23 protein-coding genes are annotated in these 23,003 nt (G+C 63.0%); 14 read left to right on the forward strand and 9 right to left on the reverse strand.

What is annotated here, in order from left to right:
• Positions 1–82: 82 nt before the first annotated feature.
• Positions 83–217 (reverse strand): hypothetical protein, encoded by a 135-nt coding sequence (locus ACZ3GY_RS01750; protein WP_463563663.1) that lies wholly within the window; start codon positions 215–217, stop codon positions 83–85.
• A gap of 175 nt (positions 218–392) precedes the next feature.
• On the opposite strand from ACZ3GY_RS01750, the gene ACZ3GY_RS01755 reads away from it, so the two are divergent.
• On the forward strand, positions 393–1,283 hold the full coding sequence (locus ACZ3GY_RS01755) for a lipase family alpha/beta hydrolase (RefSeq protein ID WP_463563664.1): 891 nt from the start codon (positions 393–395) through the stop codon (positions 1,281–1,283).
• Between the two features lie 89 nt (positions 1,284–1,372).
• On the opposite strand, the gene ACZ3GY_RS01760 is transcribed toward ACZ3GY_RS01755, so the two are convergent.
• The 3 genes from ACZ3GY_RS01760 to dksA form a co-directional block, all read right to left on the reverse strand.
• Positions 1,373–1,906: a hypothetical protein gene (locus tag ACZ3GY_RS01760; protein ID WP_465908731.1), complete on the reverse strand. Its 534-nt coding sequence runs from the start codon at positions 1,904–1,906 to the stop codon at positions 1,373–1,375.
• A 51-nt stretch (positions 1,907–1,957) separates the two neighbouring features.
• Positions 1,958–2,845 carry a tRNA glutamyl-Q(34) synthetase GluQRS gene (gluQRS, locus tag ACZ3GY_RS01765; RefSeq protein ID WP_465908732.1) on the reverse strand — a complete coding sequence of 296 codons (888 nt, stop codon included), beginning with the start codon at positions 2,843–2,845 and terminating at the stop codon, positions 1,958–1,960.
• Positions 2,846–2,906: 61 nt separating this feature from the next.
• Positions 2,907–3,350: an RNA polymerase-binding protein DksA gene (gene dksA / locus ACZ3GY_RS01770; protein ID WP_042554833.1), complete on the reverse strand. Its 444-nt coding sequence runs from the start codon at positions 3,348–3,350 to the stop codon at positions 2,907–2,909.
• A gap of 330 nt (positions 3,351–3,680) precedes the next feature.
• Here dksA and ACZ3GY_RS01775 point away from each other — a divergent pair, with 330 nt between their 5' ends.
• Positions 3,681–4,862, forward strand: a complete 1,182-nt coding sequence (locus ACZ3GY_RS01775) for a pyridoxal phosphate-dependent aminotransferase (protein WP_465908733.1) — start codon at positions 3,681–3,683, stop codon at positions 4,860–4,862.
• Entirely contained in the window at positions 4,852–5,562 is a 711-nt protein-coding gene (gene sfsA / locus ACZ3GY_RS01780; protein WP_465908734.1) for a DNA/RNA nuclease SfsA, read from the forward strand. The genes ACZ3GY_RS01775 and sfsA overlap by 11 nt, the downstream gene beginning before the upstream one ends.
• Positions 5,563–5,666: 104 nt before the next feature.
• Here sfsA and ACZ3GY_RS01785 read toward each other — a convergent pair whose 3' ends face one another.
• Positions 5,667–5,984, reverse strand: coding sequence for a Rieske (2Fe-2S) protein (locus tag ACZ3GY_RS01785; RefSeq protein ID WP_465908735.1), 318 nt, complete (start codon positions 5,982–5,984; stop codon positions 5,667–5,669).
• A 93-nt stretch (positions 5,985–6,077) separates the two neighbouring features.
• Complete coding sequence (locus ACZ3GY_RS01790; protein WP_465908736.1) at positions 6,078–8,282, reverse strand: TonB-dependent hemoglobin/transferrin/lactoferrin family receptor; 2,205 nt, start codon at positions 8,280–8,282, stop codon at positions 6,078–6,080.
• Between the two features lie 199 nt (positions 8,283–8,481).
• Here ACZ3GY_RS01790 and ACZ3GY_RS01795 point away from each other — a divergent pair, with 199 nt between their 5' ends.
• From ACZ3GY_RS01795 to ACZ3GY_RS01815, 5 genes are all read left to right on the forward strand, one after another.
• Positions 8,482–9,543 carry a hemin-degrading factor gene (locus ACZ3GY_RS01795; protein WP_465908737.1) on the forward strand — a complete coding sequence of 354 codons (1,062 nt, stop codon included), beginning with the start codon at positions 8,482–8,484 and terminating at the stop codon, positions 9,541–9,543.
• A gap of 101 nt (positions 9,544–9,644) precedes the next feature.
• On the forward strand, positions 9,645–10,532 hold the full coding sequence (locus ACZ3GY_RS01800) for a heme/hemin ABC transporter substrate-binding protein (protein ID WP_465908738.1): 888 nt from the start codon (positions 9,645–9,647) through the stop codon (positions 10,530–10,532).
• The gene (locus tag ACZ3GY_RS01805) at positions 10,529–11,566 is read left to right on the forward strand and encodes a FecCD family ABC transporter permease (protein ID WP_465908740.1); all 1,038 of its coding nucleotides are present in this window, start codon (positions 10,529–10,531) and stop codon (positions 11,564–11,566) included. The genes ACZ3GY_RS01800 and ACZ3GY_RS01805 overlap by 4 nt, the downstream gene beginning before the upstream one ends.
• Entirely contained in the window at positions 11,566–12,333 is a 768-nt protein-coding gene (locus ACZ3GY_RS01810) for a heme ABC transporter ATP-binding protein (protein ID WP_465908741.1), read from the forward strand. The genes ACZ3GY_RS01805 and ACZ3GY_RS01810 overlap by 1 nt, the downstream gene beginning before the upstream one ends.
• A gap of 11 nt (positions 12,334–12,344) precedes the next feature.
• Positions 12,345–13,229, forward strand: coding sequence for a ChaN family lipoprotein (locus ACZ3GY_RS01815; protein WP_465908742.1), 885 nt, complete (start codon positions 12,345–12,347; stop codon positions 13,227–13,229).
• A gap of 316 nt (positions 13,230–13,545) precedes the next feature.
• Here the strand turns inward: ACZ3GY_RS01815 and ACZ3GY_RS01820 are convergent, their stop codons facing one another.
• Positions 13,546–14,562, reverse strand: a complete 1,017-nt coding sequence (locus tag ACZ3GY_RS01820) for a zinc-binding alcohol dehydrogenase family protein (protein WP_465908743.1) — start codon at positions 14,560–14,562, stop codon at positions 13,546–13,548.
• Positions 14,563–14,671: 109 nt separating this feature from the next.
• Between ACZ3GY_RS01820 and vimR the strand changes: the two genes are divergently transcribed.
• The 4 genes from vimR to ACZ3GY_RS01840 all read left to right on the forward strand — a co-directional run bounded on the left by vimR (position 14,672) and on the right by ACZ3GY_RS01840 (position 18,015).
• Complete coding sequence (vimR, locus tag ACZ3GY_RS01825; protein WP_465908744.1) at positions 14,672–15,589, forward strand: transcription regulator VimR; 918 nt, start codon at positions 14,672–14,674, stop codon at positions 15,587–15,589.
• Between the two features lie 57 nt (positions 15,590–15,646).
• Positions 15,647–16,036 carry a DUF2946 domain-containing protein gene (locus ACZ3GY_RS01830; protein WP_463563677.1) on the forward strand — a complete coding sequence of 130 codons (390 nt, stop codon included), beginning with the start codon at positions 15,647–15,649 and terminating at the stop codon, positions 16,034–16,036.
• Positions 16,037–16,111: 75 nt separating this feature from the next.
• On the forward strand, positions 16,112–17,476 hold the full coding sequence (locus ACZ3GY_RS01835) for a PepSY-associated TM helix domain-containing protein (RefSeq protein ID WP_465908746.1): 1,365 nt from the start codon (positions 16,112–16,114) through the stop codon (positions 17,474–17,476).
• Between the two features lie 59 nt (positions 17,477–17,535).
• Positions 17,536–18,015, forward strand: coding sequence for a copper chaperone PCu(A)C (locus ACZ3GY_RS01840; protein WP_465908747.1), 480 nt, complete (start codon positions 17,536–17,538; stop codon positions 18,013–18,015).
• 538 nt (positions 18,016–18,553) lie between these two features.
• Here ACZ3GY_RS01840 and ACZ3GY_RS01845 read toward each other — a convergent pair.
• On the reverse strand, positions 18,554–19,501 hold the full coding sequence (locus ACZ3GY_RS01845) for an adenosine deaminase (protein ID WP_465908749.1): 948 nt from the start codon (positions 19,499–19,501) through the stop codon (positions 18,554–18,556).
• 156 nt (positions 19,502–19,657) lie between these two features.
• On the opposite strand from ACZ3GY_RS01845, the gene ACZ3GY_RS01850 reads away from it, so the two are divergent.
• The gene (locus ACZ3GY_RS01850; RefSeq protein ID WP_465908750.1) at positions 19,658–20,752 is read left to right on the forward strand and encodes a calcium:cation antiporter; all 1,095 of its coding nucleotides are present in this window, start codon (positions 19,658–19,660) and stop codon (positions 20,750–20,752) included.
• A gap of 34 nt (positions 20,753–20,786) precedes the next feature.
• Here the strand turns inward: ACZ3GY_RS01850 and ACZ3GY_RS01855 are convergent, their stop codons facing one another.
• Positions 20,787–21,473, reverse strand: coding sequence for an SDR family oxidoreductase (locus tag ACZ3GY_RS01855; protein WP_465908751.1), 687 nt, complete (start codon positions 21,471–21,473; stop codon positions 20,787–20,789).
• Between the two features lie 207 nt (positions 21,474–21,680).
• Between ACZ3GY_RS01855 and ACZ3GY_RS01860 the strand changes: the two genes are divergently transcribed.
• Entirely contained in the window at positions 21,681–22,994 is a 1,314-nt protein-coding gene (locus ACZ3GY_RS01860; RefSeq protein ID WP_463563683.1) for a CitMHS family transporter, read from the forward strand.
• The last annotated feature ends 9 nt before the right edge of the window (positions 22,995–23,003 follow it).

Below are 23,003 nucleotides of genomic sequence, written 5' to 3' on the forward strand. Positions count from 1 at the left end.
CCTAAATCACCCAGGGTTCGATTGGGTCATGCCCACAGCGCATTCCAGCGCCGTTGCCGGTGTTCACCCAAGGCATTGGTGGCTAGCGCTCAACGACCTGCTGTTGCTGGCTGCTATCCACGGCTTCACCCAGAATGGGCGCCGGAGCGCGGCTGGGCAGTGCGAGCGCATTGGCGCTCAAAAGGCTCAGGGTCAGGAGGATGGTCAGGACTTTCATGGTGTACCTCGTTCTCTCTGCATACGGTGTTTCACGGAACCATGCTAAGGGCGGGGTAGTCAGGGATGAAGTCGACTGTCTCGATAGTGGCCATCGACAATCATGATGTGCTTTCCCACGCGCTTACCTGATGCCTGCCGTATTGGCCAGGAGGCGCTCCTCCATGGAGACTGAAATGGGTCATCGTGCAGTTCCCCGGTACCCACTGGTGCTGGTTCCTGGTTTTCTGGGTTTTGTCAGTCTGTTCGGTTTCGAATACTGGTATGGCATCGTCACTGCTCTGCGTAATCAGGGCGTCGATGTTTATCCCGCGCGTCTGTCGTCGGTGCATGCCACAGAGCTTCGCGGCGAACAATTATTGCTGCAGATCACCGACGCGCGTAGGCGCAGTGGAGCGGAGAAGGTGCATCTGATCGGCCATAGCCAGGGTGCCCTGGTCTGTCGCTACGCCGCAGCACGCCGCCCGGAATGGGTCGCGTCGGTGACGTCTCTGGCTGGCCCGCATCAGGGCTCCGAGCTGGCCGACCACATCGAACGCAAAGCCGCACCAGGCAGCCTGCGCGGCACGCTGCTGCAGCTGGGCGTGCATGTGCTGGCGCGGGTGGTGACAGTGTTCGACAGCGGCGCCCGCGGCGCGAGCATGCCGATCAACGCCACGGCTGCCCATCGCTCGCTGACCACCGAGGGCGTTGGCATCTTCAATCACCAATATCCCCAGGGCCTGCCGTCAGTGTGGGGGGAAGATGGGCCGGAGGAGGTCAATGGCGTGCGCTATTACTCCTGGTCCGGCACCCTGCAGCCAGGCATCACCGACCAGGGCGGCAATCGCCGTGATCTGTCGAACTGGTTCTGCCGACGCTTCGCGCGCACCTTCGTGCGTGAGGCCGGGCAGTGCGATGGTATGGTCGGGCGCGTCAGCTCCCACCTGGGCAAGGTGATCCGCGACGACTATCCGCTCGATCACCTGGATATCGTCAACCAGCACTTCGGCCGTGCCGGCGAGGGGGTCAACCCGGTCAGCCTGTACATCGAGCACCTGCGCAGGCTGCACGACGCCGGGCTGTAACTCTGCCGAGGCATGACAGTGGAACCGTAGCCTGGGTTGGGCGAAGCGATACCCAGGTATCTGACGTAACCCCTACGGTTGGCCCAGGCTTACTGCTTGGCTTGCGCCGCCTTCAGCGTCTCGTAGGCCGGCGCTGCGTAGATGCCCACTTCCACGGCCAGTTCCAGCACCCGTGGCAGCTCGCTGGTGTACACCAGTACAGCCTGCAGCTCATCGTCCAGCGGCTCGCTGAAGTCGATCAGCACATAGCCCTGGGTCTCCTTGGACAGGCTGCTCAACTGCACCTGAATGCGGTTCAGGGCCTTCAGCGGCTCGACCTTGTGCAATTGTTTGGCGGTAAGCACGAAGCTCACTTCGGCGCCGAACGATTCGGTGATCTGACGAAACAGCTCGTCGTAGCTATCGGCCTGGAACAGCACGGTATCCGGCAGGTTGCCGACCACCATCCATTCGCCCAGCGGGATGGGAAAGCTGTCGTCGTAGTTGATGTCCGGGTTGGCCGCCAGAAATGCCTGTGGGTCGGCGTAAGCCTGTGCCGCTTCGTCGGCGATACGGGTGATTTCGTCCTGCGGCAGGCAGCCCGAGCTGATTTTGCCGATGAGTTCTTCGAGCTGGGCGCGCATGGCAGATTCCTGATCATGTGTTGGGTGCGCAAGGCTGCCCGTTACCAGCGATCAGCGCAACTGACTTTCCGCCAGGTTGCGTGTCCGCGGGATGCGCGTGGCATCCCAGTGGCGTGCGCTCCACAGCAGCAGCTCGTCGGCGCTGGCGTCCGCAAGCTCGCTTGGAGGCTGCTGGCCGAGTGCGTGCAGGGCGCGAATCAGCAGCGGGGTGACCTGGTCTTCAGGTAGGGGCGGCGAGCGGTAGGATTTGCCGAGCTTGTGGCCATCGGGCTGGATGATCAACGGTACGTGCAGGTAGCGCGGCTGAGAGAGCCCGAGCAGTTCCTGCAGATAGAGTTGCCTTGGCGTCGAGTCGAGCAGGTCGGCGCCGCGTACCACGTTGTTGACGCCTTGCCAGGCATCGTCCAGTACCACGGCGAGCTGGTAGGCATACAAGCCATCGCGACGGCAGATAACGAAATCGCCCACTTCTCGACCCAGGTGCTGGCTGTATTCGCCCTGTACTCGATCGGTGAAGCGGTAAGTCAGTTGCGGTACGCGTAGGCGGATGGCGGCGTCATGACGCCCATGGCCAGCATTACCGCAGTAACCCGGATAGATGCCGCCGCTGCCTTCCAGCTTCTTGCGTGAGCAGGTACAGGCGTAGGCCAGGCCCTGATCGAACAGCCGCTGCACCAGTGCTTCGTACTCGGCATGGCGTTCGCTCTGGCGAACCAGTTCGCCATCCCAGTGCAGGCCGTAGCGTTCGAGGGTTTGCAGAATCGCGCTCTGTGCGCCGGGGACTTCCCGGGGCGGGTCGAGGTCTTCCATGCGCAGCAGCCAGCGGCCACCGACGGAGCGGGCATCGAGGTAAGAGGCGAGGGCAGCGACCAGCGAGCCGAAGTGCAGATAGCCACTGGGCGTAGGGGCGAAGCGACCGATATAAGTGGGACTGTGCATGAGGGCGTTACGGAGGGGGGAAACGAAACGGGGCGCCTGAGCGCCCCGTTGGTTGATCGACTCAGGAGCCGACCTGTTTTTCCTTGATTTCCGCCAGGGTTTTGCAATCGATGCAAAGGGTGGCGGTTGGGCGAGCTTCCAGACGGCGGATGCCGATCTCGACGCCACAGGAATCGCACCAGCCGTAATCTTCATCTTCGATCAGTTGCAGCGTTTCGTCGATCTTCTTGATCAGCTTGCGTTCACGATCACGGGCGCGCAGTTCCAGGCTGAACTCTTCTTCCTGGCTGGCACGGTCTGCCGGATCCGGGAAGTTGGCTGCCTCGTCCTGCATATGGTGCACGGTGCGATCAACTTCCTGCATCAGCTCCAGCTTCCATTTGTTCAGGATGCCGGTGAAGTGGGCGCGCATCGCCTCACTCATGTACTCCTCGCCCTTGGTTTCCTTATAGGGTTCGAAGCCACGAATCAATTGGCCGTTTGTTGCTTTTGCTTTGATGGGCATGGATGGCCGCCTCTCACTCTCTCTAATCCACTGCGCAGGGAATGTGTCCGTTGCCGTTTACAATAACGGCCCTGCGACTGCAAGCGGGCGAACTTACCAGATCGCCTCAAGCCGCGCCACTCCCGGATGTCATGGTTGTGCGTCTTCGTTCGGCAGAGCGCCCTCGGTGGCTTTGCACGGCGCCTCACGGCCCGCCACGGACTCTGTCCTATCTGCCGAACGGGCCTTTGCAATCGCAGTGTAAACACGTGTTTCAGTGGTGCGTCGGCACGGTATGACCGAGTCGTCCTGATAGAATTCCACCTTTAATAGGTTTCCAAGGCATTTCCCATGGCCCAGCCCTACAGCGCCCGCAGCCGCGCGATCGAACCCTTCCATGTGATGGCGCTGTTGGCACGCGCCAACCAGTTGCAGGCCGAAGGCCATGACGTTATCCACCTGGAGATCGGCGAGCCGGATTTCACCACCGCAGCGCCTATCGTCGCGGCTGGGCAGGCGGCGCTGGCTGCAGGGCACACGCGCTACACCGCCGCTCGCGGGCTGCCGGCACTGCGTGAGGCGATTGCCGGCTTTTACGCACAGCGCTATCGGCTGAACATCGACCCGCAGCGCATCCTCATCACGCCGGGCGGCTCCGGTGCGCTGTTGCTGGCGGCCAGCCTGCTGGTCGATCCGGGCAAGCATTGGCTGTTGGCCGACCCAGGCTACCCTTGCAATCGGCATTTCCTGCGCCTGGTGGAAGGTGCCGCACAGCTGGTGCCCGTCGGCCCCGAGGAGCGTTATCAGCTCACCGCTCAGGCGGTTGCCGATAACTGGAACGCCGATAGTGTCGGCGCCTTGCTCGCCTCGCCGGCCAACCCCACCGGCACGCTGCTGAGCGCTGCAGAGCTGGCGTCGTTGTCCCAGGCCCTGAAGTCCCGTGGTGGGCATATGGTGGTCGATGAGATCTATCACGGCCTGACCTACGGTGTGGACGCCAGCAGCGTGCTGGAAGTGGACGATGGCGCCTTCGTGCTTAACAGCTTTTCCAAATACTTCGGCATGACCGGCTGGCGCCTGGGCTGGTTGGTGGCGCCCGAGGATGCGGTGGGAGAGCTGGAAAAGCTGGCGCAGAATCTCTATATCAGTGCGCCGAGCATGGCCCAGCATGCCGCACTGGCCTGTTTCGAGCCGCAGACCCTGGCTATTCTGGAAGAGCGCCGTGGTGCCTTTGCCGAACGCCGTGACTTCCTCCTGCCAGCGCTGCGCGACTTGGGCTTCGGCATTGCCGTCGAGCCTCAGGGTGCCTTCTATCTATATGCTGATATTCGCGCCTTCGGTGGCGATGCCTACGGCTTCTGTCAGCATTTCCTGGAAACCGAGCACGTGGCGTTCACTCCGGGGCTGGACTTCGGTCGGCATCAGGCTGGGCATCACGTGCGCTTCGCCTACACGCAGAGCCTGCCGCGCCTGGAGCAGGCGGTCGAACGTATTGCCCGCGGCCTGAAGAACTGGAGCGCCAATGCGATTTGATCCGCCGCTCGAAGAGGGCCGTCTGCTGCGGCGCTACAAACGCTTTCTCGCCGACATCGAAACCACCAGCGGCGAACTGCTGACCATCCACTGCCCGAACACCGGCTCGATGCTCAACTGCATGAGCGAGGGCTGCAGAGTCTGGTTCAGCCGCTCCAATGACCCTAAACGCAAACTGCCGGGTACCTGGGAAATCGGTGAAACGCCCCAAGGCCGCCTGGCTTGTATCAACACCGGGCGCGCCAATGGGCTGGTCGAGGAAGCGCTGCGCGCCGGGGTGATCTCCGAGCTGGCAGGCTTTACTGCACTGCGTCGCGAAGTGCCTTATGGCGTGGAACGTAGTCGGGTGGATTTCTGCCTTGAGTACGCCAGCGGCGTGGCGTTCGTCGAGGTGAAGAGCGTGACCCTGGGCTTCGCCGACAGCGCCGTGGCGGCCTTTCCGGATGCGCGTACCGAGCGCGGCGCCAAGCACCTGCGTGAGCTCGCGGCCTTGGCGCGCAGCGGCGTGCGCGCTGTGCAACTGTATTGCGTGAGCCTGTCGGGTATCGAGGCGGTACGGCCTGCCCAGGAAATCGACCCGGCCTACGCGGCCGCTTTGACCGAAGCGGTGAGCGCGGGTGTCGAGGTGCTGGCTTATGGCGTGGATATATCGCCGCTGGGCATTGAGGTGGTGCGGCGCCTGGATGTGCGGCTGGCTTGAAGTCGCTCCCGGGTATCGCTGCACTCCACCCAGGCTACGGGGCCGTATTCCCGCCAGCATGTCTTGGTAGCCTGGTGTTGAGCTAAGCGATACTCAGGTTTTGACTACAGATCTACCCAGACCCCATCTGTATCTTCTTTGCTGTTGATCACTTGCAGGGAGTCTCCCTCGCAGGGGCCGGCCACGCACTCGCCGGACTCGATCAGAAACAGCGCACCATGCCGGGCGCACTGGATCAGGCTGGCACTTGGGTCGAGAAACTGGTCGGCTTGCCACTCCAGCGGCACGCCACGGTGTGGGCAGCGATTGCGGTACACGAACACCTCACCGCCCTTGCGAACGGCGAACAGCTGCTTACCTGTAACGGAAAAGCCCCGGCTTTGAGCTTCTGGAAGCTCGTGCGGGGCGCATAGACGAATCATCGAAGTCTCCAGGCCTGAGAGGGGATTATCCCGGATCGGCCTGGCGATGGAAGGGGCGCGCGTCCTTGCGCGAATCGGCTCAGCTTGCTCTGTTCATATTTCCCAGATCAGGTTGAAGGCTGCGTGGCGTCCCGGCTGGGAGTAACGGCCGAGGCTCGAGCTGTTCTCGGTAAGGCTGCGTACGTCGCCCCATTGCCAGTATTGCTTGTCCGTCAGGTTGAACAGGCCAGCGTTGACCGATACCCCGGAGCCGATGTTCCAGTAGGCATTGAGATCGAGGGTGCCATAGCCCGAGGGCTCGAACTGATTGGCGATCTGTGTTTGATCGACACGCTTCTTGGCCGCCGCCACCGTCCAGGTCAGCTCGCCGCCAAACTGGCCGCTTGGCGCATCGTAGCCAAGGCCGAGCACCGCTTTGAGCGGGTCGACGCTGTTGAGCGGTTGCCCGGTCGCCTCGTCCTTGCCGCGTGCATAGGCGACGGCGCTGCGCAGATGGCTGCCGGCAGGCATGCCGAAACGCTCCAGCAACAGTTCGCCGCGGGCCTCTGCACCGCGAATGGTCACGCGATCGAGGTTCTGATACTGGAAGGTCATGCGACCGGCGCCAGTCGGGTCGCTGGCCAGAGTCATCTGCTCGATGAAATCGTCGTAGCGGTTGTAGAACAGCGCCACGCCAAAGGCGCCGGTCTCGTACTGACCGCGCAGGCCGATCTCATAACTGTCGCTGGTCTCTGGTTTGAGATTGGGGTTGGCGATGGTCTGGTAGTTACGGGCGAAGTTGATGAACTCACCAAAGATGTCCACCGGATTGGGTGCCCGGAACCCTGCTGCGTACTGACCGTAGACGCTATGGGCGTCGTCGATGCGATAGGTGATGCCGAGCTTGGGCGAAATCGCCTCGTCTCGGTAGTCGGACGGGTTGCGATCGATCGGCTGGCTGTTCAGGTAGTGCTGCGTGACCTCCGGCTTCATCTCGTAGTGGTCGTAGCGCAGGCCAGGCAGCAGCGTCCAGCGGCCGATCTCGATGTTGTCCTGAACGAAGAGCGCATATTCGGTCGAGATCGGATCCGGGAAGTCGCTGAGCGGGAAGGTTTCATCGCCGGGGATCGCCGGAACCGGCAGGCCGCTGCTGGCGAACACTTCACGGCCTTTGCGCAGATCACTGCTTTCCAGGCGCTTGAAGTCGAAACCGTAGATCAGTCGATGGTTGGCCGCGCCGGTCTCGAAGGCTTTGTCGAACTTGGTGTTGAAGGCCCAGAGGTCTTCCTGATAGGTCGAATCGCGGCTGCGCTCACGCAAGCTGCCGCCGCTGAAGCGCTGCTGGTAGGTGCGCTGGCGGATCTGACTTTCCTGATAGCTCAGCTGCCATTCGACATGGTCGCTGATCGCCGTATCCAGGGCGAAGCTATGGAGCAGGCTGATGCGATCGCGATCGGTGTTGTCGGTAGCGTTCGAGGTGCGCACCGTGGCTGCGGTGCTGTACTCGCTGAGTACCTTGGTATCGGCATCGTCCTCGTAGCGCTCGTAAGTCAGCTGCAAACGATCATCGTTGAAGTAATTCCAGCCGACTTTGGCGAGCAGGTTATTGGCCGTGTAGTCCTGATGGTTGGCCTCCTCGCGACCGGCACCGATCCCGCTGCGGCCGCCGTAGGTGTTGAGGGCCTGGCCGTCACGCCGACCCAGATGCAGCAGGCCGTCAAGCGAGCCCTGGCGGGCAGCCAATGTCGCGCTGCGCGACCAGCTGTCATCAGCTCCGTCATAGCCGGTCTTGAGGCGGGCGTAGGCATCGTCGCCGGCGCCCAGGTAGTCGGCAGCATCCTTGGTCAGGAAGCTGACTGCGCCACCAATGGCATCGCTGCCGTATAGCGAGCTGGCCGGGCCGCGGATGATCTCCACACGCTTGAGGGTGTCCGGGTCGACATAGTTGCGCCGCGCATCGAGAAACGGCCCGAAGTTGAAGGCGTCCGGCATGGGGACGCCGTCCACCTGAGTGAGGATGCGGTTGCCGCCGATGCCACGGATCGTGAACCCCGCCAGACCGAAGCGACTGCCTGTGCCACTGACCGAGACACCCGGTTCGTAGCGCACCAGATCCTTGATGTTCTTGACCGTCTTGCGGTCGATGTCTTGCTCGGTAATTACCGACACGGTATTGGGAACGCTGTTGGTGCTCTGCTCCGTGAGGGTCGCACTGATTGTGGTTTTCTCCAGCTGCAGCGTCTGAGCGATGGCGAACGATGGGCCGAGCAATAACAGGGCCAGACAAGAACGAAGCGGGAAGGGCGGGGTAAGCGACATGCGGGTCTCCTCGGTCATGTCGAAAAGTAGTTGGGCAGTGATGGCATATTAAGTATTAGTGATTCTCATTTGTAAATGAGACTTTGTGGCAATTAAGATGATTTAATGTTTGCGCGGTTCGCTCTCGCGGTGGCCCGTTTACCCTTTTTCAGTCTGCGGTTTCCCTCGCGAGGTCAGCGAGACCTGCAAGGAGTGAGTGATGAGCGATCTATCTGTAGCGGATGGAGGCCTGTACGCCTCCTGGCAGCACCTGCGTGTTGAGCAGCCGCAGTTGCGTGCCCGCGATGCGGCAGCGCAGTTAGGCGTCAGCGAAGCCGAGCTGACGGCCAGCCGACTGGGCGTGGATGCAGTGCGCCTGCGCCCCGAGTGGGCCGCCTTTCTGCCGGCGCTGGGCGAACTCGGCCACGTCATGGCGTTGACCCGCAACGAGTCCTGCGTGCACGAACGCAAGGGCGTCTACCGTGACGTGACGGTGACCGGTAATGGCCAGATGGGCCTGGTGGTCTCCGCGGATATCGACCTGCGCCTGTTTCTCGGTGGCTGGGCCAGCGTGTTCGCCGTCGAGGAGCAAAGCCCGCGAGGGGTGATGCGCAGCCTGCAGGTGTTCGATCACCAGGGCATGGCGGTGCACAAGGTGTACCTCACCGAGCAGAGCGAGTTGGCGGCCTGGGCGCCTCTGGTCGAGCGTTTTCGTGATGCGCAGCAGTTGCCTGAACTCGAGCTGAGGCCTCTGCCCGAGCCTGCGGCGCCGCGGGCGGACGAGCAGATCGATGTCGACGCCCTGCGTGTCGGTTGGTCGACGCTCAAGGACACCCACCATTTTTTCGCCCTGTTGAAGACCCATGCTGCAACCCGCACCCAGGCCCTGCGCCTGGCAGGCGGCGAGTGGGCCGAAAGGCTGGCGCCCGATGCCCTGGCTGGCGTGTTCGAGCGCGCTGCGGCTGCCGAGGTGCCGATCATGGTGTTCGTCGGCAACCGGCATTGCATCCAGATCCATACCGGCCCGGTGAGCAACCTGCGCTGGATGGATACCTGGTTCAACGTGCTGGATCCGCAGTTCAACCTGCACCTCAAGGCCCATGACGTCCATGAGCTGTGGCGAGTGCGCAAGCCGAGCAGCGATGGTGTGATCACCAGTTGGGAAGCCTTCGACGCCAATGGCGAGCTGATCCTGCAGTTGTTCGGTGCGCGCAAGCCGGGTGTGCCCGAACGCGAGGACTGGCGCCGCCTGGCAGAGGAAACCCCAGCCCTTCAACCCTGAAAGCAGGTGCAGCCGCCCTGTCTGCGGCTACACTGGCAGCCTCGGTCACTGACGCTTTGCAGTGGCCTGGATACGAATTGTGTTTTTCTGGAGCCTGATCCATGACCCGCCCTATCGCCGTATTCGCCCTGTTCGCCAGCCTGCTGTCGCCGCTGGTGGCGAGTGCCGAAAACCTGCCGCAGCGTTGGGTCAGTGCCGGTGGCTCGCTCAGCGAGTGGGTTGTCGAGCTGGGTGGTGAAGGCAAGCTGGTGGGTGTCGACACCACCAGCCTGCACCCTGCCTCCCTGAAGAAACTCCCTAGCGTTGGCTATCAGCGCCAACTGGCTGCCGAGGGCATCCTCGCGCTGCGTCCCGAGGTGCTGCTCGGCACCGATGAGATGGGCCCGCCACCGGTGTTGGCGCAGCTGGCAGCGGCAGGTGTGAAGGTCGAAACCCTGTCGGCTGAGGCTGATCTGCAGGCCCTGCACGGCAACCTGCAACGTATCGGCGCACTGCTCGGCGACGAGGCGCATGCCGAAAGCGTTTTCAGCGCCTACCAGGCACGCCTGAATGAGCAGGCCGACTGGGTCGCCAAGGCGCAGGCCGATAGCCAGGCACCCACCGTTTTGTTGCTGCTCGGCCATGCAGGCAGCAGCCCCATGGCGGGTGGGCAGGACACGGCCGCGGCCTGGGTGATCGAACACGCCGGCGGCAAGAACCTGACCAATCACAACGGCTACAAGGCATTGTCCACCGAGGCGTTGCTGGCATTGAATCCCGAGGTGGTGATCTTCGCCGACCGTCGCCTGAGCGGTGACGAGGCCAAGCAGGCGCTGCTCAAGCAGAACCCGGCGCTGGCCTCGACCAAAGCGGGGAAAGAAGGGCGCCTGGTGGCGATCGACCCGACCTTGCTGGTCGGCGGCCTCGGCCCGCGCATTCCCGCTGGCCTCGCCGAGCTCTCGGCCGCCTTCTACCCTGGCCGTACGTCGCTTACCCCCGCGACCCCATGAGACCGGTGATCAGCCCACGCTCATTGTTTATCGCACTGGGCCTGTTGCTCGCGCTCGCGTTGTGGCTGTCTCTGGCGCTTGGGCCCGTCAGTCTGCCTCTGGGTGACACCTTGCGTGCCGCGCTGCGCCTGGCCGGGTTGCCGCTGGAGGGGCAAGGCCTGCAGCAGGCCGAGCTGATTCTCGGCCAGATCCGTATGCCGCGTACGCTGCTGGGGCTTGCGGTCGGCGCCGTGCTGGCGCTGTGTGGTGTGGCGATGCAGGGGCTTTTTCGCAATCCATTGGCCGATCCAGGTCTGATCGGCGTCTCCAGCGGTGCGGCGCTCGGTGCGGCTATCGCCATCGTCGGTGGTGCGGCGCTGGGCGGGATTCCCGAGCTGTTCGCGCCCTATCTGTTGTCGCTATGTGCCTTTCTGGGCGGGCTTGTGGTTACCGCGCTGGTCTACCGCCTGGGGCGCCGCAACGGCCAGACCAGCGTGACCACCATGCTGCTCGCCGGTATTGCCCTCAATGCCCTGGCATTCGCCTGCATCGGCCTGTTCACCTACCTGGCCGACGATGCCACCTTGCGCACCCTGACCTTCTGGAACCTCGGCAGCCTCAATGGCGCCAGCTATGCGCGGCTCTGGCCTCTTCTGCTGGTGACCCTCGCCGTGGCGCTTTGGTTGCCGCGTCGGGCCCAGGCGCTGAATGCCTTGCTACTTGGCGAGTCGGAGGCCCGCCATCTGGGCGTTGCGGTCGAGCGGCTGAAGCGCGAGCTGGTGTTCTGCACCGCCTTGGGCGTCGGCGCGGCCGTGGCGGCGGCCGGAATGATCGGTTTCATCGGCCTGGTAGTGCCGCATCTGGTGCGTCTGCTGGTCGGCCCGGATCATCGCGTTCTGCTGCCTGCTTCGGCGCTGGCCGGCGCCAGCCTGCTGTTGCTGGCCGATCTGTTCGCCCGGCTGATCCTGTCGCCGGCCGAATTGCCCATCGGCATCGTCACCGCATTGATCGGCGCTCCGTTCTTTCTTTATCTGCTGCTGCGGGGGCGTACCTGATGCTCAGTGCACGCAAGCTGTCGATCAAGCGCGGCGCCAAGCAGGTGCTGGCCGATATCGATCTGCAGTTGCAGCCCGGTGAGGTACTGGGCGTGCTCGGCCCGAATGGTGCCGGCAAGAGCACCTTGCTTGGCGCCCTGTGTGGCGAGCTGACGGCAGCGACCGGCGAAGTTTCGCTTGGCGGCCGCCCGTTGAGTGCCTGGCAAGGTGTGGAGCGCGCACGACGCCTGGCGGTGCTGCCGCAGAGTTCTTCATTGAGCTTCGGCTTTGCGGTTCGTGATGTGGTGATCATGGGGCGCATGCCTCATGACACTGGCCGCGACCGTGATGCGCAGATCGTCCGCGAGGCGCTGCAGGCCGCAGACGCCGAGCACCTGGCCGAGCGCAGTTATCTGGAGTTGTCCGGTGGCGAGCGCCAGCGTGTGCATTTGGCGCGGGTGCTGGCGCAGTTGTGGCCGGGTGGCGCCGAGCAGACGTTGTTGCTCGACGAACCCACCTCCATGCTCGACCCTCTGCATCAGCACACCACGCTGCAGGCCGTGCGCCGTTTTGCCGAGCAGGGCGCTGCGGTGCTGGTGATCCTCCATGACCTGAATCTGGCGGCGCGCTACTGCGATCGCCTGCTGTTACTCAACGAAGGGCGAACCCACGCCATTGGCCTGCCCGCCGAGGTGCTACGTGCCGAGCCGCTGCAGGCCGTGTTCGGCCTCGAGGTTCTGGTGCAGCAGCATCCCGAGCGGGGCCATCCGCTCATCGTTGCCCGCTGAAGGAAATTCTCATGCGAAGTTTCTTGTTGCTTGCCCTGCTGGCGCTTGCCGCCTGTCAAAGTCAGCCTGCGCTGGCACCGCTGCCGGCGTGGCAAAGCCCGCAGGGGCGCGAGCATGCCGAGTTGGGGCAGATCGTCGATCTGCACAGTGGCGAGCGGCTGACGCCCGAGCAACTGGTGGAGCGGCTTTCCAAGGCGCCCCGTGTGCTGGTCGGTGAGCAGCACGACAATCCGGATCATCACGCGCTGCAGTTATGGTTGCTGCACGCCTTGGAGCTGCGCCGGGCGCAGGGCAGTTTGCTGCTGGAAATGCTCGCCTCAGGCCAGCAGCACCTGGCCGATGAGGTGGCACAGCAGCTGAGAGACGGCAGACAGATCGATGATCTGCCCAAAGCCCTGGAGTGGAGCAATGGCTGGCCGTGGGCGTTGTATGGGCCGATCGTTCGCCATGGGGTGGCGCAGAACTATGGCTTGAGAGCGGCCAATCTCGACCGCGCGGAGATCATGGCCATCTACCGTGAACAGCCTGTTCTGAAGGGCCAGGCCTCGACTGCAGCAGCGGTGCGGGAGCCGCTGCTGGCGCAGATTCGCGAATCCCATTGCGACAAGCTGCCGATCAGCCAGTTACCCGCGATGCTGGCGGTGCAGCAACAACGTGACCGGCGTATGGCCGAGCAACTGTTGAAAGCGCCGGTGCCGGCGATGTTGCTGGCCGGCTCCTACCACGTGCGCCGCGACCTGGGCGTGCCGCTGCACCTGCGTGATCTGGGGGCGCCGGACGGTGCTCAGGTGCTGATTCTTTCCGAGGTCGGCAAGCCGGTGACGGCCGAGCAGGCGGACTATGTGTGGTACACCGCCGCGCTGGCGCCTGAGGATCATTGCGCGCAGTTTCGGTAGGGAGGCGCTCCCGGCGGTGTTGATACCGGTTGGTGGGTTACGCGACGCGCCTTAGTCGGTGGGCTTTTTGAAGCCGTGCCACGCGTCGCTCCACCCACCCTACATCTGCGGGCTTGCCTCGGTTTCGTAGGGTGGGTGAGGCGCCTGTTACAGGCGTTGAGGATTGTGCGGAAGGTGGTTCGCCGTAACCCACCGTTTTGCCGGTGCGGCTACATCCCTGTGGGAGCGGGCGGGGACGCCTAGTCCATGCTCGCGAAGCAGTCGCCCGCACGGCGAGCTCCCACCTGGTAACGGCTCCACGGTTCTATGAACCGGCTTAAAACCCTTCCAGCACGATCTTGCCTTTTGCCTTGCCGCTTTCCAGTAGGGAGTGGGCGCGGCGCAGGTTGTCGGCGTTGATGGTGCCGAAGTGTTCGCCCAGAGTGGTTTTCAAGGTGCCGGCATCGACCAGGTCGGCCACGCGGTCGAGCAGGCGATGCTGTTCGATCATGTCGGCGGTTTCGAACAGCGAGCGGGTGAACATCAGTTCCCAGTGCAGGGAAATGCTCTTGCGCTTGAGTTTCATCACATCCAGTGGCTGAACCGGATCGTCGATCAGCGCCAGGCGACCCTGGGGAGCCAACGCTTCGACCAGTGCATCGTAGTGTTGGTCGGTCTGGGTCAGGCTGGCTACGTGGGTGACGTGGGGGATGCCGATACGCGCCAGTTCCTCGTTCAGTGGTTTGCTGTGGTCGATCACGTGGTGAGCGCCCAGCTCCTTCACCCAGGCTTGGGTCTCCGGGCGTGAGGCGGTACCGATCACGGTCAGCCCGGTGAGCTGCCGCGCCAGTTGCATCAGTATCGAACCGACGCCACCCGCTGCACCGACGATCAACAGGCTCTGGCCCTGGTCGGCGTTACCCTCAGCAACCTGCAAACGGTCGAACAGCAGCTCCCAGGCAGTGATCGCCGTGAGCGGCATGGCCGCAGCTTCGGCAAAGGGGAGGCTGCTCGGTTTACGCCCGACGATACGTTCGTCGACCAGGTGCAACTCGCTGTTGGCGCCCGCACGGTTGATGGCGCCTGCGTAGGAAACCTCGTCGCCGACCTTGAACAGCGTGACGTCGCTGCCCACCGCCTTGACCACGCCGGCGGCGTCCCAGCCCAGTACCTTGGCCTGACCTTGCTCGGGTGCCACGTTACGGCGAATCTTGGTGTCCACCGGGTTCACCGAGATGGCTTTCACCTCGACGAGCAGATCTCGTGGGCCGGGTGTCGGCGCGTCCAGTTGCACGTCCTGCAGGGCTTGCGAGTTATCGATGGGCAACGACTGGTGGTAGGCGACGGCTTTCATGGAGGAGTCCTGTAGGGGAGTGAGATGAGCGCAGCTTGCGCCATTCCATTGCTAGGAAAAACCAGATGAAGGTAGAGTCTCTTTCAATATTTTTTTGAAGATCGACGCCATGCTGCGTTTTGACGACCTGCAACTGTTCGTGCGCATCGCCGGGGAAGGCAGCCTCTCTGCAGCCGCCCGCCAGCTCGCTATCTCGCCTGCAGTGGCCAGCGCAGGTCTCAAGCGTCTGGAGCAGCAGTTGCAAGCACGTCTGTTCGTGCGCTCGACTCGTAGCCTGCGGCTGACGTGGGAGGGTGAAGGCTTTCTCGAGCATGCCCGGCAGGCGTTGCAGAGCCTCGAGGCCGGACGCCAGCAGTTGGCCGGTAGCAAATCCGCCATCAGCGGGCCGCTGCAGCTTTCGGTGCCGTCCGATTTCGGCCGCAATACCCTGCTGCCGTGGCTCGATACCTTCATGCAGACGCACCCGCAGGTGCAGTTGCGGCTGCTACTCGGTGATCGAGTGACCGATCTGTTCCGCGAGCCTGTGGATATCGCCCTGCGCTACGGTGAGCCGGAAGACTCGAGCCTGGTGGCCTTGCCGGTCGCGCCGGGCAATCGCCGGGTGCTGTGCGCCGCGCCGGCCTATCTACAGCGCCATGGCGAGCCACTGCAGATCAGCGAGCTGCGCGAACACAATTGCCTGATCTACATGCTCGGCGGCCGCGCCTACGAGCGTTGGCGTTTTCATGAGGGTAACGCCGAGCACAGCCTGCAGGTCGCCGGCGACCGGCTCAGCGACGATGCCGATGTGGTGCGCCGCTGGGCTGTGGCGGGGATGGGCGTGGTGTACAAGTCCTGGCTGGACGTGGCAGGTGACGTGCACGCCGGGCGCCTCAAAGTCTTGCTGCCGGATCTGCTGGGTGAGCCTACACCCCTCAATCTGATCTGCACCCACCGCGAGCAATTGAGCAAGCCGGTGCACCTGTTGCGCGACTTCGTTCAGGCGCGCTGCGCCGAACTGCTGGCGCAGGCTCCGTGGGCTCGCTAAGCTCTGCGGCAATCCACCGCAGCACCTGACACGCTACAGGCCCTAAAATCGCTGCCCATGAACTTGTCCCGCTCTGATAGCTCGTTGCTCGCCTGGGTGCTGTATTTCAGCGTCCTGTTCAGCGCGTTCGCCTGTGCCATCGGCCACGGGCAGATGACCGGTCTGCAGCTCAGCGGCATGGACGGCGGCTACTGTTCCCTGGATGCAAGTGGCAGTGGTGGTATGGACATGGGCGGCGTCGATTCCGGCATGCCTATGCCCTCGACGGGCTCCGGTTGCCCGCTGTGCTCCACCTTCGTCGCCCTGGCGCTGGCCGCCTTCTTCGGCCTGCTGGGCTTGTTGCCACGCCAGCGCCCGGCCAACCCTCGCCCCAATGCCGAACCCGGCGGGGCCCTGCGTTATCTCTGGCCATCGGCCAATCCTCGCGCTTCTCCGCTCACCGCCTGACTTCGTTTGGTTGTCTTTGCCTGCCGCGCGCCTCGCGCTGTGGGCAATTCGCTTACGTACAGGATCGGGCTCCACATGAGAAACGCGACACCTTCGTTCTACAACCTGGCCTGGCGCTGGCATTTCTATGCCGGCCTGTTCGTCATTCCCTTCATGATCATGCTGTCGGTGACCGGCATCATCTACCTGTTCAAGCCGCAGCTCGATCAGCTGATGTACGCCGATCTGTTGCAGGTGCAGGCCAGCGGCCAGTCGCTGACAGCCGATGAAATGCTTGCTCGGGTGCAGGCGGTCTACCCTCAGGGCAGCGTCAGCCAATACCTGCCACCGGTGGATGTCGACCGTAGCGCGCAGTTCGTCGTCGGGGTTGGCGAGCGCACCCGCAACGTTTTCGTCGACCCTTACAGCGGGGCCATCCTTGGTACTCAGGATGCTCACGACAATCTGCAGGCGCTGGCCCGTGCGGTGCATGCCGACCTGCTGATCGGTACGCCGGGAGATCGTTTGATCGAACTGGCGGCGGGCTGGGGCGTGGTGCTGGTGGTTTCCGGCCTGTATCTCTGGTGGCCGCGAGGTAGCAACAAGTCGGGAGTACTATGGCCGCGGCTGTCGGCCCGCGGCCGCCTGTTCTGGCGTGATCTACATGCCGTTACGGGCTTCTGGGGCGCCTTGTTGCTGCTGTTCATGCTGCTTACCGGCATGACCTGGACGGGCGTCTGGGGCAAGCAGTTCGCCGGAGCCTGGAACCACTTCCCGGCGGCCATGTGGGACGAGGTGCCAACCTCGGATCGCCAGGCTGGTGAGCTCAACCAGAGCCACAAGCAGACCGTGCCCTGGGCGCTGGAAAATACCCCGATGCCAGAGTCCGATCCCCATGCGGCGCACAATGGCGGTGTCATGCCGGCTTCAACGGCCAACCCGACCGTCAGCTTGCAGCAGGTGGTCGATATCGCCAGCGAACGCGACGTGCACCCGGGCTACAGCATCACTTTCCCGACCACTCCCACTGGCGTCTACACCATTGCGATATTCGCCGACGACCCACGCAACGACGCCACGCTGCATATCGACCAGTACAGTGCGGCAGTGCTTGCCGATGTACGCTGGCGCGATTACGGCCTTGCCGCCCGTGCAGTTGAAAGTGGCGTGATGCTGCACATGGGCAAGCTCTATGGCCTGCCGCATCAGTTGTTCATTTTTGCCGTATGCCTGCTGATTCTGCTCAGTTCGGTCAGTGGTTTGATCATGTGGTGGAAGCGCCGCCCCAGCGGCAGCCTTGGCGTGCCGCCGCTGCGCCATGATCTGCCGCGCTGGAAGGTCGGCGTGGCGATCATGATCGTGCTCGGTGCGCTGTTTCCGCTGGTTGGCGCTTCGCTGCTGCTGATCTGGGCGCTGGATTTTCTGCTGCTGTCGCGCCTTTCGGCACGTCGGTTGGCCTGACTTCAAGAGCGTACCTGCGGGTACGGTCGTTCATTCAAATCGCTTTATGGAGAGTTGCCATGTCACTGAAGAAAATCGTTCTAGCCGCCGCTCTGCTGGGCACCAGCCTGCTGGCCAACGCTCACCAGTACGATGCTGGCGAGTTGCATATCGAGCATCCCTGGTCGCGGGAAATGCCGCCGGTGGCGCCGACCGCTGCCGCCTATTTCGTGGTGCACAACAAAGGTGCTCAGGATGATCGTCTGCTGTCAGTCGAGACGCCTGTAGCCGGCAAGGCGGAGATTCACGAGCATGCCCACGTGGGCGGCCTGATGAAGATGCAGCAGGTTCAGAACGTGGTGATTCCAGCCGGTGGCGAAGTGAAATTCGCGCCCATGGGTTATCACGTGATGCTGTTCAACCTGAAGCAGCAGGCGAAGAGCGGGGAACGTTTCCCGCTGACCCTGACCTTCGAAAAGGCTGGTCAGGTGCAGGTCGAGGTGGCGGTGCAGAAGGATGAACCGGCCGCCGAAGGCGGGCATGACCATAAGGGGCATTGATCACACCTGCCGTGCGTGGCAACTTGCCTAACGGTTCTCGCTACGCCGTACTGAGGTGCTTTTTTCCACAAGGCTCACAGGCAACATCAATTGCCCCTTCAGGAGGCCGAGTGGAATCGTTATGTAGAGGGTTGAGCGGCATGGATGCCGCGAGAGCCGCGATGGGCCAGGGTTGGCCCTTCGTGGGGGGCCGCCTAGGTCGTGCCCTCGGAGCAACGATGTAGCGAGGGAACCCCGGCGAAGCCGGGGCCGGATGTCGGGGCTAGACCTTTTGGTTTCTTTTGGCGGGGCCGGCCATCCGGGCAATGCCAAAAGAAACCCGCTCGTCAGAGCGGAACTGAGGGCGCAAGCAACACGGTAAGCCTGACTATCCACGGTGGACGAACAAAGCGTCGTCCACCCTACGGCTTGCTGGCCCAGTAGATGTGTTGTTCTCCTTTGGCAGTGAGCAGCAGGTCGTTGCCCGTAGCCTGGGTTGAGCGCAGCGATACCCAGGAATCACCCGCCCAAGGTATCGCTTCGCTCAACACCGGGCTACTCACACCAGCCTGGCATCCAGGCTGTTCTGCGCCAAACGCTTGGCCTGGTCTTCGCTCATGCCCAGGCCCTCGTGCAGGGCTGCGAAGTTTTCGGTGACGTAGCCACCGAAGTAGGCCGGGTCGTCGGAATTGACCGTGACCTTCACGCCACGCTCGAGCATGTCGAGGATGTTGTGCTGGCCCATGTGCTCGAACACGCAGAGTTTGGTGTTGGACAGTGGGCAGACAGTCAGCGGGATCTGCTCGTCGATGATGCGCTGCATCAGACGCTCGTCTTCGATGGCGCGCACGCCGTGGTCGATGCGTTCGATCTTGAGCAGATCCAGGGCTTCCCAGATGTACTCGGGCGGGCCTTCCTCGCCGGCGTGCGCCACAGCGTGCAAGCCTTCACTGCGGGCCTTGGCGAACACCCGCTCGAACAGCCGCGGCGGGAAACCTTTCTCCGAACTATCCAGGCCGACGGCGATGAAGGCATCGCGAAACGGCATGGCCTGTTCCAGAGTCTGGAACGCCTGCTCTTCAGGCAAGTGGCGCAGAAAGGCGAGGATCAGGCCGTGGCTGATGCCCAGCTGTTTCTCGCCATCCACCAGCGCCTGCTTGATACCGCGCAGCACCACCTCGAAGGGGATGCCACGGTCGGTGTGGGTCTGCGGGTCGAAGAACGGCTCGGTGTGTACCACGTTCTGCGCCTTGCACTTGAGCAGGTAGGCCCAGGTCAGGTCGTAGAAATCCTGCTCGGTGCGCAGCACGTCGGCACCTCGGTAATACAGGTCGAGGAATTCCTGCAGGTTGTTGAAGGCGTAAGCCGCGCGTAGCGCCTCGACATCGTTCCAGGGCAGGGCGATGCGGTTGCGCTCGGCCAGGGCGAACAGCAGCTCAGGCTCCAGAGAACCTTCCAGATGCAGGTGCAGTTCGGCCTTGGGCAGGGCGTTGAGCCAGTCGTACATGGGACAATCTCGTTCATCAAACGTGGCCGCGAAGTTTAACTCCATGGGCGCGCCCTTGCGGCATCGAGACCTCCGAGCGGTACGTGGGTTGAATTATTTACAGGATGTTGCAGTCGGAGCAGGATCGATCTGCTCCTCTCTGAAAGGAATCGCCCCATGTTCAATGCTATCAAGCAGGAATACTGGCTGCTGCTGGCCGTACTCGCCGCGGTCATCGCGCTGCCGTTGGAGCACGCGTTGCTTGGGCATGGCCAGGGTGTTGCCCTGATCGCTGCGATCGCGCTGATCGGCGCAATCGTTTGTGCGTCGCTGCGCGTCGCTCACCATGCCGAGCAACTGGCAGAGCGGGTCGGCGATCCCTACGGCACCATGATCCTCACCCTGTCGGCGGTGCTGGTCGAGGTGGTTATTCTGGCGATCATGATGAGCAATGAGGCCTCGCCGACCCTGGTGCGCGACACCATCTATTCGGCAGTGATGCTCGACATCAACGGCATCCTTGGTCTGGCTGCGCTGATGGGGGGCATCAAGCACGGCGAGCAGCCTTACAACGACGACTCGGCACGCAGCTATAGCGTGATGATCCTTACCGCCATGGGCATTTCCATGGTAGTGCCGGAATTCATTCCCGAGTCGGACTGGAAGGCGTACTCGGTGTTTACCATCGGCGCCATGCTGGTGCTCTACGCCGTGTTCCTGCGCATGCAGGTAGGCCCGCACAGTTACTTCTTCAGCTACAGCTACCCGGAGAAGAAAAACCGCGGCGGCGACGGCCACGGGGCCGGCGAGTCGCAGGTCAACGTCGGCTGGTCGGTGGGCGTGCTGGTGTTTGGCGTCGTGGTGATCGGCGTGCTCGCCGAGGTCATGTCCCAGGCCCTGGACGTAGGCCTCGAAGGTACCGGCGCACCACCGGTGCTGACCGCCATCGTGGTGGCGGGAATTTCCGCGGCGCCGGAAATTCTCACCGCCCTGCGGGCAGCGCTGGCCAATCGCATGCAGTCGGTGGTCAACATCGCCCTCGGTGCATCGCTGTCGACGGTGATTCTCACCGTGCCGGTGATGGAAGCCATGGCGCTGTACAGCGGCCAACCGTTCCAGATGGCCATGACCCCTGTGCAGACGGTGATGGTGTTCATCACCCTGATCGTCTGCGCCATCAATCTCAATGACGGTGAAACCAACGCCATCGAGGGCATGACCCACTTCGTGCTGTTCGCCACTTTCCTGATGCTGGCGATGCTCGGTCTGTAGAACTTCGTTTCCAAAGGCCTGCAGGCTGGCCTCGTTACCAGGCGATAGGGTTGCCCTGGTAATCGACGAAGTGATGACCACCGCGCCCGGCATGACGCTCGACCTGCTCGATCAGGCCGCGGCAGCTGTCGACCACTTCGACTATGGCGCCATCGCCGCCCATCTCTGTTTTCACCCAGCCCGGGTGCAGTGAAAGCACCGTCGGGCGCGGCTCCGGCAATTCGCAGACGAAGCTGTTGGTCAGTGAGTTCAGCGCCGCCTTGCTGGCCTTGTACAGCGCCAGATTATTGCCTTCCGGATTGGCCACGCTGCCCAGCCCCGAGCTCATGAACGCCAGCACGCCGGTCTGTGGTCGCAGCTGACCCACCAACTGCTCGGCCAGGCGAATCGGCGCCACCACGTTGGTCAGAAACAACTGGCCCAGTTCTTCAGTCGTCGCGGCTGCTGCGGACTGGTGGCTAGGGCCGAGAATCCCGGCGTTGACGAACAACAGATCGAACACCTGTCCGCTCAGCCGCCGCTTCAGCAGTCGTAGTGCTGGCGCGTCGGCGATATCCAGTGACTCGATCTGCACGCCTTGCAGCGCTTGCAGATCGGTGGCGCGGGCGGGGTCGCGCACCGTGGCGGTGACCTGCCAGCCATCGGCGTGCAGTTGGCGCACCAGGCCCAGGCCGATGCCGCGGGAGGCACCGATGATCAAGGCAGTTCTGTTCGAAGGCATGGCGAAACTCCACGGTTGGCAAGGGTTGTCAGCTTAGCAAGCGCTGCCTCTGCAGGTGTCTGCAATCTTCGTCAGTACCTACACATTCACTGACAAAACATGGACTTGCGGCGCCTGTGATAAAGGTTGGTGAAAGGTTGGCGCTCTAGGATGCGCGGCTCGTGTCGTGTGTAGCGATCCTCACAAGAAGAATAGGAGACCTCCGGTTTGCTGACCCTGATTGGCTTGTTGACCATTTTCTGCCTGGTTGTGCTGCTTCTGAGCGGGCGCATGTCGCCCGTCTTGCCGTTGATCGTGGTGCCGTTGCTGGGCGCGCTCTGTGCGGGTTTCGGGCCCGAAGAGATCTCAGGATTCTTCACCGATGGCGTTGGCAAGGTGATGGCTATCGCCACCATGTTTATCTTCGCCATCACCTTCTTCGGTGTGCTGCAGGATACCGGGCTGTTTCGCCCGATCATCGGTTTCATGGTCAAGTTGACCCGTGGCAACGTCATCGCCGTCGCGGTCGCCACGGCGATCATCGGCATGCTGGCTCACCTTGATGGTGCAGGCGCGACCACCTTCCTGTTGACCATTCCCGCCTTGTTGCCGCTGTACAAACAGTTGCGCATGAGCCCGTACCTGATGCTGATGCTGCTGGCCACCGGCGCCGGTATCCTCAACATGGTGCCTTGGGCTGGGCCGCTGGGTCGCTCGGCGGCAGTCACTGGTCTCGACGTTACGGAGCTATGGCGGCCGCTGCTGGCCGTTCAGGGCGTCGGCGTGGTGCTGCTGGTCATGCTGGCTGCCTTGCTCGGCTGGCGCGAGCAGCGTCGCATCGCCGCGACTGGCGGCACCGTGGTGGACGACGGTGAGGTGGATCACGTGGGCAGCCCTGGCGAAATCAGTGCTGAGGAGCTCGCGCTCGAGCGACCAGGGCGGATGTGGATCAATGCGGGTCTGTTCGTCCTGGTGCTGGTGGCGCTGTTCACCGGCGTGCTGCCGGCCGGCTATGTATTCATGATCGGCTTGAGTCTGGCACTGCTGATCAACTACCCGAACGGTAAGCTACAGATGCAGCGTATCGCGGCCCACTCGGCAGCGGCGTTGGGGATGGGCATGATCATCCTTGCCGCAGGTTCGATGCTCGGGATTCTTTCCGGCACCGGCATGTTGACGTCCATCGCGCAGGATCTGGTCAAGGTGCTACCCGCCAGTATGATCGGCCAGTTGCACATCATCCTGGGGGTCTTCGGCTTCCCGATGGAGTTCCTGCTCAACACCGATGCCTATTACTTCGGCTTGCTGCCGGTGGTCATGGAAGTGGTCGAGACCCATGGTGTCGCAGCACCGAGCGTGGTCTATGCCCTGATGATCGGCAACATCATCGGCACCTTCATCAGCCCGTTCTCACCAGCACTGTGGCTGGCGCTCGGTCTGGCGAGGTTGGAGATGGGCCAACACATCCGCTATTCGTTCTGGTTGATGTGGGGCTTCTCGCTGATGCTCTTCGGCTTCGCCTGGGCGATTGGGCTTTTCTGATCAGGTGAT

Source organism: Pseudomonas sp. PME37.24/006 (genome assembly GCF_055556635.1).

What these genes read in the sequence shown, in the direction of transcription:
- ACZ3GY_RS01750 (WP_463563663.1), bottom strand. Translation starts at nt 217, where the DNA reads ATGAAAGTCCTGACCATCCTCCTGACCCTGAGCCTTTTGAGCGCCAAT.
- ACZ3GY_RS01755 (WP_463563664.1), top strand. Translation starts at nt 393, where the DNA reads ATGGGTCATCGTGCAGTTCCCCGGTACCCACTGGTGCTGGTTCCTGGT.
- ACZ3GY_RS01760 (WP_465908731.1), bottom strand. Translation starts at nt 1,906, where the DNA reads ATGCGCGCCCAGCTCGAAGAACTCATCGGCAAAATCAGCTCGGGCTGC.
- gluQRS (WP_465908732.1), bottom strand. Translation starts at nt 2,845, where the DNA reads ATGCACAGTCCCACTTATATCGGTCGCTTCGCCCCTACGCCCAGTGGC.
- dksA (WP_042554833.1), bottom strand. Translation starts at nt 3,350, where the DNA reads ATGCCCATCAAAGCAAAAGCAACAAACGGCCAATTGATTCGTGGCTTC.
- ACZ3GY_RS01775 (WP_465908733.1), top strand. Translation starts at nt 3,681, where the DNA reads ATGGCCCAGCCCTACAGCGCCCGCAGCCGCGCGATCGAACCCTTCCAT.
- sfsA (WP_465908734.1), top strand. Translation starts at nt 4,852, where the DNA reads ATGCGATTTGATCCGCCGCTCGAAGAGGGCCGTCTGCTGCGGCGCTAC.
- ACZ3GY_RS01785 (WP_465908735.1), bottom strand. Translation starts at nt 5,984, where the DNA reads ATGATTCGTCTATGCGCCCCGCACGAGCTTCCAGAAGCTCAAAGCCGG.
- ACZ3GY_RS01790 (WP_465908736.1), bottom strand. Translation starts at nt 8,282, where the DNA reads ATGTCGCTTACCCCGCCCTTCCCGCTTCGTTCTTGTCTGGCCCTGTTA.
- ACZ3GY_RS01795 (WP_465908737.1), top strand. Translation starts at nt 8,482, where the DNA reads ATGAGCGATCTATCTGTAGCGGATGGAGGCCTGTACGCCTCCTGGCAG.
- ACZ3GY_RS01800 (WP_465908738.1), top strand. Translation starts at nt 9,645, where the DNA reads ATGACCCGCCCTATCGCCGTATTCGCCCTGTTCGCCAGCCTGCTGTCG.
- ACZ3GY_RS01805 (WP_465908740.1), top strand. Translation starts at nt 10,529, where the DNA reads ATGAGACCGGTGATCAGCCCACGCTCATTGTTTATCGCACTGGGCCTG.
- ACZ3GY_RS01810 (WP_465908741.1), top strand. Translation starts at nt 11,566, where the DNA reads ATGCTCAGTGCACGCAAGCTGTCGATCAAGCGCGGCGCCAAGCAGGTG.
- ACZ3GY_RS01815 (WP_465908742.1), top strand. Translation starts at nt 12,345, where the DNA reads ATGCGAAGTTTCTTGTTGCTTGCCCTGCTGGCGCTTGCCGCCTGTCAA.
- ACZ3GY_RS01820 (WP_465908743.1), bottom strand. Translation starts at nt 14,562, where the DNA reads ATGAAAGCCGTCGCCTACCACCAGTCGTTGCCCATCGATAACTCGCAA.
- vimR (WP_465908744.1), top strand. Translation starts at nt 14,672, where the DNA reads ATGCTGCGTTTTGACGACCTGCAACTGTTCGTGCGCATCGCCGGGGAA.
- ACZ3GY_RS01830 (WP_463563677.1), top strand. Translation starts at nt 15,647, where the DNA reads ATGAACTTGTCCCGCTCTGATAGCTCGTTGCTCGCCTGGGTGCTGTAT.
- ACZ3GY_RS01835 (WP_465908746.1), top strand. Translation starts at nt 16,112, where the DNA reads ATGAGAAACGCGACACCTTCGTTCTACAACCTGGCCTGGCGCTGGCAT.
- ACZ3GY_RS01840 (WP_465908747.1), top strand. Translation starts at nt 17,536, where the DNA reads ATGTCACTGAAGAAAATCGTTCTAGCCGCCGCTCTGCTGGGCACCAGC.
- ACZ3GY_RS01845 (WP_465908749.1), bottom strand. Translation starts at nt 19,501, where the DNA reads ATGTACGACTGGCTCAACGCCCTGCCCAAGGCCGAACTGCACCTGCAT.
- ACZ3GY_RS01850 (WP_465908750.1), top strand. Translation starts at nt 19,658, where the DNA reads ATGTTCAATGCTATCAAGCAGGAATACTGGCTGCTGCTGGCCGTACTC.
- ACZ3GY_RS01855 (WP_465908751.1), bottom strand. Translation starts at nt 21,473, where the DNA reads ATGCCTTCGAACAGAACTGCCTTGATCATCGGTGCCTCCCGCGGCATC.